The 12,524-nt window shown below is 71.2% G+C and carries 9 protein-coding genes; all 9 read right to left on the reverse strand.

Features of this window, described 5'->3' with window-relative positions; genetic code table 11:
* Window positions 1-184 precede the first annotated feature (184 nt).
* The 9 genes from INQ48_24600 to INQ48_24640 all read right to left on the reverse strand — a co-directional run bounded on the left by INQ48_24600 (window position 185) and on the right by INQ48_24640 (window position 12,457).
* A complete protein-coding gene (locus INQ48_24600) occupies window positions 185-838 on the reverse strand; it encodes a response regulator transcription factor (GenBank protein ID QRF56495.1) in 654 nt (217 codons plus the stop codon).
* A gap of 14 nt (window positions 839-852) precedes the next feature.
* Entirely contained in the window at window positions 853-2,241 is a 1,389-nt protein-coding gene (locus INQ48_24605; GenBank protein QRF56496.1) for a cache domain-containing protein, read from the reverse strand.
* A 30-nt stretch (window positions 2,242-2,271) separates the two neighbouring features.
* Window positions 2,272-3,228: a phosphotransferase gene (locus INQ48_24610; protein QRF56497.1), complete on the reverse strand. Its 957-nt coding sequence runs from the start codon at window positions 3,226-3,228 to the stop codon at window positions 2,272-2,274.
* Window positions 3,229-3,253: 25 nt separating this feature from the next.
* Window positions 3,254-4,192, reverse strand: a complete 939-nt coding sequence (locus tag INQ48_24615; GenBank protein QRF56498.1) for a DedA family protein/thiosulfate sulfurtransferase GlpE — start codon at window positions 4,190-4,192, stop codon at window positions 3,254-3,256.
* Between the two features lie 152 nt (window positions 4,193-4,344).
* On the reverse strand, window positions 4,345-5,721 hold the full coding sequence (locus INQ48_24620) for a heavy metal sensor histidine kinase (GenBank protein ID QRF56499.1): 1,377 nt from the start codon (window positions 5,719-5,721) through the stop codon (window positions 4,345-4,347).
* Window positions 5,718-6,404 (reverse strand): heavy metal response regulator transcription factor, encoded by a 687-nt coding sequence (locus tag INQ48_24625; GenBank protein ID QRF56500.1) that lies wholly within the window; start codon window positions 6,402-6,404, stop codon window positions 5,718-5,720. Before INQ48_24625 ends, INQ48_24620 begins: the two co-directional genes overlap by 4 nt.
* 137 nt (window positions 6,405-6,541) lie before the next feature.
* Window positions 6,542-9,712, reverse strand: coding sequence for an efflux RND transporter permease subunit (locus INQ48_24630; protein ID QRF56501.1), 3,171 nt, complete (start codon window positions 9,710-9,712; stop codon window positions 6,542-6,544).
* Window positions 9,709-10,947: an efflux RND transporter periplasmic adaptor subunit gene (locus INQ48_24635; protein ID QRF56502.1), complete on the reverse strand. Its 1,239-nt coding sequence runs from the start codon at window positions 10,945-10,947 to the stop codon at window positions 9,709-9,711. The genes INQ48_24630 and INQ48_24635 overlap by 4 nt, the downstream gene beginning before the upstream one ends.
* Before the next feature lie 4 nt (window positions 10,948-10,951).
* Window positions 10,952-12,457: an efflux transporter outer membrane subunit gene (locus tag INQ48_24640; GenBank protein QRF56503.1), complete on the reverse strand. Its 1,506-nt coding sequence runs from the start codon at window positions 12,455-12,457 to the stop codon at window positions 10,952-10,954.
* Window positions 12,458-12,524 lie beyond the last annotated feature (67 nt).

Raw genomic sequence — 12,524 nt, forward strand, 5'->3', positions numbered from 1 at the left:
GCAGCGTGAACGATGCACGGGTCCGGAGCGATCCATCCCCGCGCGGCGAGGCTGCGGTTCTACCTCATGCGGACGCGGGTTGCGAGGTCGGCGCGCGGCCGGCGCTCATTCGTTTACGTCCGTTTCGTTCGGAAACCCCGAAGTTCGCGCCAACTGCGTGCCGACGGGAACTTTTGCGGTGCGTTCAGCGCCGCTCGAATTCCCGCGCATGCTCCACCGCATACTTGATCAGCTCGGCCTGCCCCTCGATCCCGAGCCGCCGCTTGATGCTCTGGCGGTGCGCCTCGACCGTGCGCACGCTCAGGCCGAGGTCGCGCGCGATCTGCTTGCTCGACTCGCCGCGGCCCAGCGCCGCGAGGATCTCGCTCTCGCGCGGCGTGAGCAGCGGGCGCGGCGTCTGGTTGCGGAACAGCTTCTTCGACACGGCCGGGCTCAGGAAGGTACCGCCCGCGGACACGGCCTCGATCGCCGCGACGATCTCCGACGCGGGCGCGTCCTTCAGCACGTAGCCGTGCGCGCCGGCCTGCAGCGCGCGCTGCACGTACTCGGGGTTGTCGTACATGCTGAGCATCACCACGTGCGGCGCGGGCTCGCGCGCGAGCAGCAGCGCGGCGAGCTCGATGCCGTTCATGTCCTTCATGCCGATGTCGACCAGCAGCAGGTCGGGCCGAACGCCGTCCATCTGCGCGAGCGCCTCGGCCGCGCTGCCGGCCTCGCCCGCGATCTCCAGCCCGGGCAGCGCGCCGAGCCGCGCGCGCAGCCCGTCGCGCACCAGCGGATGGTCGTCCACCAGGAAGATGCGGATCGGCGGCGGGGTGCGGGCCTTGGCGGTCGTCATCGTCGGGGCGTTCGTCAGGTGGAAGGGGAAAGGGGTGGCACGGCGCGCGCGGCCGCGGCGGGCACGATCGCGACGATGCGCGTGCGCCCGCTGCCCGAGTGAACCACGAGCTGCCCGTCGATCGAGGCCACGCGCTCGCGCATGTTGCGCAGGCCGATGCCGCGCCGCGGGTCGAGCTGCACCGCATCGACGTCGAAGCCGATGCCGTCGTCGCCGACCTCGAGCCGCACCTCGCGCTCGCCGAAGGCCAGTGCGATGTGGACCTCGTGCGCGAGCGCATGCTTGCGCACGTTGGTCAGCGCCTCCTGCGTGGTGCGGAACAGCGCGGTCTTCACTTCCTGAGAGAGTTCGAAGGGCTCGCCCTCGACCATCAGCGAGGCGGCGGTCGTGCCCTGGCCCTCCTCGCCGAACTCGTCGACCAGCCGCTCGAGCGCGGCCGGCAGGCCCAGCGTGTCGAGCAGCGCGGGACGCAGCCGGTGCGAGATGCGGCGCACCTCGGTCAGCGAATCGTTGAGACGTTGCAGCGCCTTGCCCAGCGCGGGCGGCGCGGGATGTTGCGCGCGGTCGAGCGCGTCGACGGCCGACTCGATCAGCAGCTTGGCCGACACCAGGGTCTGGCTGGTGCCGTCGTGCAGCTCGCGCGCGAGATGGCCGCGCTCCTCTTCCTGCGACTGCACCACGCGGCGCGCGAGCAGCCGCAGCTTGGCCTCGGCCACGCGGTGCTCGCTGAGGTTGAGCAGCAGGCCGCCGGCACTGACCACGCCCAGGCACAGCGCGGCGATGCCGGCGATCCACAGCAGGGTGGTCGTGACGTTGGCGCTGATCTGGCGGTCGAGCGACTGCACGGTGGCCTCCATGTCGTCGAGGTACAGGCCGGTGCCGACCATCCAGTTCCAGCGCGGCAGCGCGACCACATAGCCGAGCTTGGGCGCGCGCTGCGTGCTCGAGGGCTTGCGCCATTCGTACTCGACGTAGCCGCCGCCCTCCTTCGCGCGCGCGATCAGGTCCTGGATCGTGAAGCGGCCGCTGGAGTCCTTGAGCCCCCAGAGGTCCTGGCCCACGAGGTCGGGCTGGCGCGAATGCATCAGCGAGCGGCCCTGCAGGTCGTAGACGAAGAAGTAGCCGTCGTCGCCGTAGTCGAGCGCGGCCAGCCGGCGCAGCGCCTCGGCGCGCGTGGCCTCGTCGTCCTGGCCGGCGTCGTACAGCGGCTTGACGATGCTGATCGCGAGATCGACATAGCTGCGCAGCTCGTTGCGCCGCTGGGTCATGTAGCTCTGTTCGATCAGCGCGCGCTCGCGCTGCGCGAGATCGTGCTCCTGGTGCCGCACGGCGAGCGCGACCAGCACCAGCGCCACCAGCAGCGGTGCGACGGCCAAGGCCACGATCTTGGTGCGCAGGTTCATGTCGGGCGCGAAGACTACCACCGCCCCGACTCAGGCCTGGTCGGCGATCCGGGCGTTGCGCTCGAGCGCCCAGAGCAGGTCCTCGGCCTCGCCCGCGAGCGCGCAGTCGTGGATCTGCCGCAGGCCGATGTGGAGCTGGTAGCAGCGCAGCCGCGCGGCCGTGCCGGCGCCGGCCGGCAGGGTCCGTTCGAAATGGCGCGCCTGCACCTCCATGCAGGCGAGCCAGGGGCGCCAGAAGAAGAGGTTGGCCACGTCGTAGAGCGGATCGCCGAACAGCGCCTCCGACCAGTCGATGACGCCGGTGATCTCGCGGCCGTCGGTCAGCACGTTGCTCGAGCCGAAGTCGCCATGCACCAACTGGCGCAGCTCGGGACAGGATGGCGCGAGCTCGCGCACGATCGCCAGCTGCCGCTCGACGCCCGCCATGGCCTGCGCGTCGAGCCGCGCGGCGCTCCAGTCGCGCTCGGCAACCGCCTCGAGGAAAGCGCGCCAGCTCGCATGCGCGCCGGTGCCGTTGGCGTCGAAGCGGCCGAAGCCGGTGGTGCCCGCGAGGTCGCTGGCGGCCAGCTCCTCGAGCGTGCGCGCGAGCGGCGCGGCCAGCGGCCCCACGAGGTCCAGCGGCAGGTCCTGCAGCGTGCTGCCCGGCAGGCGGCGCGACACGCAGTAGAAGGGCTTGCCGAAGAACGGCCCCTCGAAGCTCTGCTCGAAGGACAGGTCCTCGACGCGGCCGATGGCCGTGACCGCGGGCACGGGCAACCCGGGCCGCGCGAAGCGGCGCGCGGCGAAGTCGTCCTTGTCGAAGCCCTCGCGCGAGCGGTGGATGCGCACCACGTGCTCCGCCTGGGCCGCGCTGCCCAGGCCCTCGGCGCGAAAGGCGAAGGCCTGCGAGTCCTCGCCCTCGGCCAGCGGCACGAAGCCATGGACCGGACCGAGCGCGTGCTCGAGCGCGGCGACGATGGAAGGTGCGGGCACGCGGGTCCTGGTCATGGCACGCGCCCGACGCGCATCGGGGTCAGTGCGGCGAGGTCGGGCGGCCCGAGGCCACCCAGGCATCGAGCCCGCCGGTCAGCGGCAGCGCGCGCCGCGCGCCACGTGCCAGCAGCACGCGCGCGGCCTGCGCGGCCGACACCTCGTTGGGGCAGTTGCAGTACAGCACCACGTCGCGCCCGGCCGCGGCCGACAGGTCGAGGCCGCGCTGCTGCAGCGCCTTGAGCGTGTACGACAGCGCGCCCGGGATGCGGCGCGGATCGACCTGCTGGCCGGCCGCGCCGCGCACGTCGATCACCAGCGGCGGCTCGTCGCCCGCGAGCATCTCGTGCAGCTCGTCGACCGAGATGCGCGGCATGCCGGTCAGCCGCATGAAGGCACGGCGGCGCAACCAGCGCACCACCAGGAACACGAGCAGCAGCGCGCCCAGCGCCATGGTGGCGATGCCGCCGGCCTGCGCCATCACCGCGAGCACGTCCTGGATCTGGTTGCGGAAGCCCCAGCCCAGGCCGAGGAACAGGCCGGTCCAGATCAGCGCGGCGCCGATGTCGAAGCCGATGAAGCGCGGCACCGACATGCCCAGCGCGCCCGCCATCGGCGGCGCCACCACCGACACGCCCGGCACGAACTTGGCGGCCACCAGCGACAGGCCGCCCCAGTCGCCGATCAGCGATTCGCCGCGGCGCACGCAGGAGTCGGGCGCCAGCGAGATCCGGCACAGCAGGCGCATGAAGCGGTAGCCGAAGCGCCGCCCGGCATAGAACCAGGCGCCGTCGCCCAGCAGGTTGGCCGCCACCGCCGCGAGCACCACGCCGGCCAGCGAGATGTCGCCGGCCGCGAGCAGCGCGCCGGTCACCACCAGCACCGCGGCCGCCGGCACCGGCAGGCCCAGGCGGGCGGCAAAACTGGCGGCGAACACCACCAGGATCGCGTTCTGCACCAGCAGCGACATCAGCTGTGCCATGGCAGCAGCTCCGTGATGGCGAAAGAGGGTGCGAACGTGGTCATGGGCGGCATGGATTCTGCGGCATGGCGCAAGGGCCTGTCACCGGGAGGCCATTGGCCATGCGGGTTGCGGCGCGTTCGAGGGTCATGGCCGGCCCCCGCGCGACCGGTTCAGGCCGCCTGCCTGGCGACGCTGAATTCGAAGCTATTCACGCCGTCCGCGCTGGCCGCGGCGACCTGCCCGCCATGCATGCTGGCCACGGCCCGCACGATCGCCAGCCCGAGCCCGTGGCCATGGTGCTCGCCGCCGTCGTTGCGCGCGGCATCGACCCGGTAGAAGCGGTCGAACAGGTGCTGCAGGTGCGCCTCGGCGATCGGCGCGCCCGGGTTCGACACGCCGATCCAGGTCGCCGCGGGCGTCTCGCGCAGCCGCACCGCGATGCGCGCGCCCGGCGGCGAATGCTCGATCGCGTTCTGCAGCAGGTTCGACATGGCGCGGCGGAACAGCGCGGTCTCGAGCTGCGCCTCGGCCAGCACGTCGCCCTCGATCTCGACCTGCGCGCCGCTCTCCTCGAGCACGAACTCGAAGAACTCGATGGTCTTGCGCACCTCCTGCGCCACCGGCGTCAGCACCAGCCCGGTGGCGACCTCGCCGCGGTCGGCGCGCGCGAGGAACAGCATGTCGTTGACGATCGAGCGCAGCCGCTCCAGGTCCTCGAGGTTGGCCTGCAGCACCTCCTCGAACTGCGGCGCGCTGCGCTGGCGCGAGAGCGCGACCTGGGTGCTGCCGATCAGGTTGGCCAGCGGCGTGCGCAGCTCGTGCGCCACGTCGGCATTGAAGGCCTCGAGCTGGCCATAGGCCTCCTCCAGCCGCGCGAGTGCGCCGTTGAAGGCCTCGGCCAGCCCCGACAGCTCGACCGGCAGCGCGCCCGAGCGCAGCCGCTGCGAGCGCATCTTGGGCCGCAGCGCCTGCGCCTCGCGCGAGAGCTGGTCGAGCGGGCGCAGGCCGACGCGCGCGATCCAGTAGCCGGCGGCCGCCACCACCAGCACCGCGCCCAGGCCCAGCGACACCAGCGCCGTGAGGAAGGTGCGGCGCGTGCGCGCATAGGGCTCGGTGTTCTTGCCGACGATCAGCCGCACGGCCGGGCGCTGCTCGAACGGCGGGATGTGGGCCGACAGCGTGCGGTAGGGCTTCTCCTCGCCGGGCAGCAGCAGGCTGCGGCCGGTCTCGCGCGTGAGCGCGTCGATCTCGGCCATGCCCTTGCCGTACTGGAAGCGCGGATCGTCGCTGAGCACCCAGAAGCGGGTACTGCCGTCCTCGGGCGTCAGCGCGTCCATGCGAGCCTGCACGCGCGACCAGCGCTCGGGCGTGCCGATGGCCTGGATCCAGAACTGCAGGCTCTTGACCGTGGTGTCGAGCTCCTCGTACTGGTGGCGCTCGAGCTCGCGCAGCAGCACGCCCTGCAGCGCCGCGCCGATCAGCGCGAAGGTGGCGAGCGCCGCCGCCGCGAACATCAGCACCAGCCGCGCGGCGATCGAGCGCTTCATGGCGTGGCGCCGTCCTCGCGCAGCTCCATCACGTAGCCCATGCCGCGGATGGTGTGCAGCAGCTTGGGCGAGAAAGGCACGTCGATCTTGTCGCGCAGCCGCTTGATCGCGACCTCGACCACGTTGGTGTTGCTGTCGAAGTTCATGTCCCACACCAGCTCGGCGATCGCGGTCTTCGAGAGGATCTCGCCCTGGCGCCGCGCCAGCACCGCGAGCAGCGCGAACTCCTTGGCCGTGAGGTCGATGCGGGTGGCACCGCGGAAGGCCTTGCGCGCGAGCAGGTCGATCTGCAGGTCGGCGATGCGCAGCTGCATCGGCTCCTGCTTGCGGCCGCGCCGGTTCAGCGCCTGCAGCCGCGCCAGCAGCTCGAGGAACGAGAAGGGCTTGACCAGGTAGTCGTCGGCGCCCTCGTGCAGTCCCTTGACGCGGTCCTCCACGCGGTCGCGCGCGGTCAGCATGATCACCGGCGTCTGCTTCACCGCGCGCAGCCCGCGCAGCACCGAGAAGCCGTCCTGGCCCGGCAGCATCACGTCGAGCACGATCACGTCGTAGTCGTGGGTGAGCGCCAGGTGCTGGCCGTCGATGCCGTTGTGCGCCATGTCGACCGCGCAGCCCTGCTCCGTCAGCCCCTTCGAGAGGTAGTCGGCGGTTCTCAACTCGTCTTCGACGATCAGGATCTTCATGGCGTGGCTGCTGCTTCGTTCTTCGGCGGGATCATCCACGATCCGTTCGCACTGAGCCTGTCGAAGTGCCGGCGCGGCAACGGCTTCGACAAGCTCAGCCCGAACGGTTGGGGAAACATCGGCTCCCTTGCCCGTGCTCAATGCGCCTGCGCCTGCGAGGGCGCCTGCCCGGCCTTGGCCGCCTTGCGGGCCATGCGCGCTTCCTTGCGGCGCAGGTACCAGTAGTGGGCGCGGTCGAGGTAGACGTAGACCACCGGCGTGGTGAACAGCGTGAGCGCCTGCGAGAGTACCAGCCCGCCGACCATCGCGTAGCCCAGCGGCCGGCGCAGCTCGGAGCCCGAGCCGTGGCCCAGCATCAGCGGCAGGCCCGAGAGCAGCGCGCACATGGTGGTCATCATGATCGGGCGGAAGCGCAGCAGGCAGGCCTGGTAGATCGCCTCGTGCGGCTTCATGCCCTGCTCGCGCTCGGCCTTGAGCGCGAAGTCGATCATCATGATCCCGTTCTTCTTGACGATGCCGATCAGCAGGATGATGCCGATCAGCGCGATCACGCTGAGGTCGTAGCCGCCCGCCATCAGGATCAGCAGCGCCCCCACGCCGGCCGAGGGCAGGGTCGAGAGGATCGTCAGCGGATGGATGTAGCTCTCGTAGAGCAGGCCCAGCACGATGTAGACCGCCACCAGCGCCGCCGCGATCAGGTAGGGCTGCGAGGCCAGCGAATCCTGGAAGGCCTGGGCCGTGCCCTGGAAGGCGCCGGTCAGCGACTGCGGCATGCCCATCTCGGACTGTGCGGCCTTGATCGCGTCGACCGCCTGGCCCAGCGAGGCGCCGGAGGCGAGGTTGAACGAGATCGTCACGGCCGGGAACTGGCCCTGGTGGCTGATCGAGAGGTAGGCGGTCTTGCTGGTGTCGACCTTCACGAAGGTCGACAGCGGCACCTGCTGGCCGGTGATCGGCGAGCTCAGGTAGAGCTTGCTGAACAGCGCCGGGTCCTGCTGCAGCGCGGGCGTCACTTCCAGCACCACGTGGTAGCTGTTGAGCTGGGTGAAGTACTGCGCCACCTGGCGCTGGCCGATGGCGTCGTACAGGGTGGCGTCGATCGCGGCCGGCGAGATGCCGAAGCTCGAGGCGCGGTCGCGGTCGATGGTCAGCACGGCCGAGGCGGCGGCGTTCTGCTGGTCGGTCGCGAGGTCGGTCACCTCGGGCACCTGGCGCAGCTTGGCCAACAGGCGCGGCGCCCAGGTGTTGAGCTCGTCGAGGTTCGAGTCGGTCAGCGTGTACTGGTACTGGGTGCGCGAGGAGCGCCCGCCCACGCGGATGTCCTGCCCCGCCTGCAGGAACAGGTTCACGCCCTGCACCTTCGCGAGCTGCGGGCGCAGCCGCGCGATGATCTCGTCGGCGTTGGCGGTGCGGCCCTCGTCCTTGGGCTTGAGGCTGATGAAGAAGTTGCCGGTGTTGTAGGTCGACGAGCTGCCGTTCATGCCGAAGCCGGTCACGTCGGGGTCCTTGCGCACCACGTCGGCCAGCTCGAGCATGCGCGCGTTCATCGAGGCGAAGGAGGCGTCCTGCGCCGACTCGGCGAAGCCCGAGATGAAGCCCGTGTCCTGCTGCGGGAAGAAGCCCTTCGGGATCACCACGAACAGCGCGCCGGTGGCCACCACGGTGGCGATGAACACCATCAAGGTGATGAACTGGTGGTCGAGCACCACGTGCAGTCCGCGCTTGTAGCCGTTGAGCATGGCGTCGAAGCCGCGCTCGAACAGCAGGTACAGCCGCCCATGGCGCCGCGCATGCTCGTTCTTGAGGAAGCGCGAGCACAGCATCGGCGTGAGCGTGAGCGAGATCACCACGCTCACCACGATGGTCAGCGTGACGGTGACCGCGAACTCGCGGAACAGCCGCCCGACGATGCCGCCCATCAGCAGCAGCGGGATGAACACCGCGATCAGCGAGACCGAGATCGAGACGATGGTGAAGCCGATCTCGCCCGCGCCCTTGTAGGCCGCCTCGAGCGGCGCCATGCCTTCCTCGACGTAGCGGTAGATGTTCTCGAGCATCACGATCGCGTCGTCGACCACGAAGCCGACCGCGATGGTCAGCGCCATCAGCGAGAGGTTGTCGAGGCTGTAGCCCAGCAGGTACATCACGGCCACCGTGCCCAGCAGCGCCAGCGGCACCGTCACGCTGGGGATCAGCGTGGCCGGCACGTTGCGCAGGAACACGAAGATCACGGCCACCACCAGTGCGATGGTCAACAGCAGCGTGAACTCCACGTCCTTGACCGAGGCGCGGATGGTCTGGGTGCGGTCGATGATGGCGTTGACGTCCACCGTCGGCGGGATCGAGGCCTTGAGCCGCGGCAGCGCGGCATTGATGCGGTCCACCGTCTCGATCACGTTGGCGCCCGGCTGCTTGGTGATGGCCAGCACGATCGAGCGGCCGTTCTGCACCGTGCTGCCCTCGGGCGCGGCGGCGCCGGCATAGGCCCAGCCCGCGATCTTCGCGTTCTCGGGACCGTCGACCGCCACGCCGAGGTCGCGCACGCGGATCGGCGCGCCGTTGCGGTAGGCCAGCACCACGTCGTTCCAGGGCTGGGCCTTGAGCAGCTGGTCGTTGGTGTAGACGGTGAAGCTCTGGTTCGGCCCGTCGATCGTGCCCTTGGGCGCGTTGACGGTGGCCGAGGACAGCACGGTGCGCACGTCCTCCAGGCTCAGGCCCAGCGCCGCGAGCTTGGCCGGGTCGACCTGGATGCGCACGGCCGGCTTCTGCGCGCCGCCGATGTTGACCAGGCCCACGCCCGAGATCTGCGAGATCTGCTGCGCGAGGATGTTGTCGGCGTAGTCGTTGACCTCGGTCAGCGGCAGCGTCTTCGACTGCACCGACAGGATCAGGATCGGCGAGTCGGCCGGGTTCACCTTGCGGAAGGTCGGCGGGCTCGGCAGGTTGGCCGGCAGCTGGCCGGTGGAGGCGTTGATGGCGGCCTGCACGTCGAGCGCGGCGGCATCGATGTTGCGGTCGAGGTCGAACTGCAGCGTGATCTGGGTGCTGCCCAGGCCGCTGGTCGAGGTCATCTGCGACAGGCCCGCGATCAGCGAGAACTGGCGCTCGAGCGGCTGCGCCACGTTCGAGGCCATGGTCTCGGGACTGGCGCCCGGCAGGTTGGCCGAGACCTGGATGGTCGGGAAGTCGACCTGCGGCAGCGGCGCCACCGGCAGCAGCGGGAACACCGCGGCGCCGACCAGCAGGATGGCCAGCGCGAGCAGCGTGGTGCCGATCGGGCGCTTGATGAAGGCGGCGGAAATGCTCAATTGCGCACCCCGCTCGCGTTGTTGCCGCCGGCCGCGGCGGCCGGGGGCGCGGCCTTGGCCGCGGTCCTGTTCTCGGCCACCGTGGCGCCGGGCCGCAGCTTGTACTGGCCGTCGACCACCACGCGCTGGCCGGCGGCCACGCCCTGGTCGAGCACGGCCGTGCCGTCGGCGATCTGCACCACGTGCACCGGCACCGAGGCGGCCTTGTTCTCGGCATCGACGGCCCAGACGTAGGTGCCGTCCTGGCTGCGCTGCACCGCCGCGGCCGGCACGGTCAGCGCGCCCGCGCGGCGGTCGAGCTGCAGCCGCACGTTGACGTACTGGCCGGGCCACAGCGTGTGTTGCGGATTGGCGAAGCTGCCCTTGAGCTGCACCGTGCCGCTGGCGGTATCGATCTGGTTGTTGAGCAGGATCAGCTTGCCGCTGCCCAGCAGCTGCGTGCCGGCGCGGTCGTAGGCCACCACCGAGAGCGGCGCCGCGCCCTTGGGCTGCAGCCGGTTGATGTCCTGCACCGCGTCCTCGGGCAGCGTGAACTGCACCGCGATCGGGTCGATCTGGTTGATGACCACCAGCCCGCCGGTGTCGGCCGCATGCACGATGTTGCCCGGGTCGACCAGCCGCGCGCCCACGCGGCCGTCGATCGGCGCGTCGATGCGCGTGAAGCTCAGCTGCACCTGCGCGAACTGCACCTGCGCGGCATCGGTCTGCACCGTGGCCTCGAGCTGGCTGACCAGCGCCTTCTGGGTGTCGAGCTGCTGCTTCGTGGCCGCGTCCTGCGCGATCAGCGTGGTGTAGCGCGCGAGGTCGGCGCGCGCGTTCGCCAGCTGCGCCTGGTCGCGCGACTGGGTGGCGCGGGCCTGCGCGAGCTGGGCCTGCAAGGTGCGCGGATCGAGCTGCGCGAGCATCTGGCCGGCCTTCACGTCCTGGCCCTCGACGAAGCCCACCTTGTCGAGCTGGCCGTCGATGCGCGCCTTGACGGTGACGGTGGCCATCGAGGCCACGGTGCCGATGCCGCCGCGGTAGACCTGCACGTCCTGCGCCTGCACCGGCGCGGTGGTCACCAGCACCGGCGGCACCTTGGCCTCGGGCGTGGCAGCCGAGGCCTTGCGGCCCAGGGTCCAGGCGCCACCGCCGAGCACGGCGACGAGGGCGGCGATGGCGAACCAGGCGGCGCTGCGTCGCGCGTGGGGACGGACGGCGGCGTCGCCGGCGGGGGAAGGTGCGGGATTCGTCATGGCATCAGGTTCCGGAAGTCGTTGCAGCGGCGGCGGTGGTGGCGGCATCGGCGGCATCGGCATGCCAGCCACCGCCGGTGGCCGCGATCAGCGCCACGCTGGCGGCGAGTTGGCGCGCCAGCAGTTGCGCGGCCGTGCGCTGGTTGGTCAGCGAGAGCTGCTGCGCGGTCACCACGCTCAGGTAGGTGGCGGTGCCCGCGCGGTACTGGGCCAGCGCGAGGCGCTCGGCCGTCTGCGAGGCCTGCACGGCCTGCGCCTGCAGCTGCGATTCGTGGTCGAGCACGCTCAGGGTGGCGAGGTTGTCCTCGACCTGCTGGAAGCCGCCGAGCACGGTCTGCTTGTAGAGCGCGACCGAGGCGTCGTAGGCGGCCACGGCCTGCTCGCTGTGGGCCTTGCGCAGGCCGCCGTCGAACACGGTCTGCGCGAGCACCGCGCCCAGCGACCAGACGCGGCTCGGCGTGTCGAACAGCGAAGCGAGCCTGCCGGCGCTGAAGCCGCCGCTCGCGCTCAGCACGATCTGCGGGAAGTAGGCGGCCTTGGCCACGCCGATCTGCGCATTGGCGGCTTGCACGCGACGCTCGGCCGCGGCGATGTCGGGGCGGCGCTCGAGCAGCTCCGAAGGCAGGCCCGCGGGCGCGAGCGGCAGCTGGACGCCGAGCGTGCCGGCGTTGGCGAGCGCGGGGTTCTCGCTGGCCGGCAGCGCGGCCAGCGTGAAGCGCGCCGGCGCCTGGCCGGTCAGCACCGCGATCGCATGCTCGAGCTGGGCCCGCTGCGCCTCGAGGTCCACGCCCTGCGCCTGCGCGGTGCGCAGCTGGCTCTCGGCCAGCGCCACGTCCGAGCGCAGCACGGTGCCGGCCGCGTACTGGTGCTGCGTGAGTTCGAGCGCGCGCGCATAGGCGGCGGTGGTGTTGGCATAGAGCGCGCGCTGGAGGTCGATGGCGCGCAGCTGCAGGTAGTCCTGCGCCAGCGTGGTCTGGATGCTCAGGCGCGCGCCCGCGAGGTCGTCGGCGCTGGCCTGGGTGCTGGCGTCACCGGCCTCGACCGAGCGGCGCACCGCGCCCCAGACATCGGGCTCCCAGCTCGCGGCGAGGCCCAGGGTGTCGGTGGTGCGGCGCTCGATGCTGCCGGTGCTGTTGGTCTGCGCGCGGTTGGCGCCGGCGTTCAGCCCGAGGGTGGGATAGAAGCCGGCGCGCGCGGCCGAGGCCAGTGCGCGCGCCTCGCGGTACTGGGCCTCGGCCTGGCGGATGTTCTGGTTGGCGGCATTGGCCTGCACCACCAGCCCGTTCAGCGTGGCGTCGCCGTAGGCCTCCCACCAGGGATGCGAGGGATCGATGGCCTGCGGCGTGGCGGTCTTCCACGCACCGTCTTCCTTGTAGGCCGCGGGCAGCTCCATCGAGGGCCGCACGTAGTCGGGGCCGACGGCGCAGCCGGCGAGAAGCAGGGCGGCCAGCGCGATGGCACCGGCCCCGGATACCTTGCGCAATGAGGGAGTGGCGGCGGAAGAATCCATGATGAAGGCACTCTAGGCACCTGCATCGAACCGCTCGCTGTCGACTGGCTGACAGTTCTGACAGTTT

This window comes from Variovorax paradoxus (assembly GCA_016806145.1).
Classification (GTDB): Bacteria; Pseudomonadota; Gammaproteobacteria; order Burkholderiales; family Burkholderiaceae_C; genus Variovorax.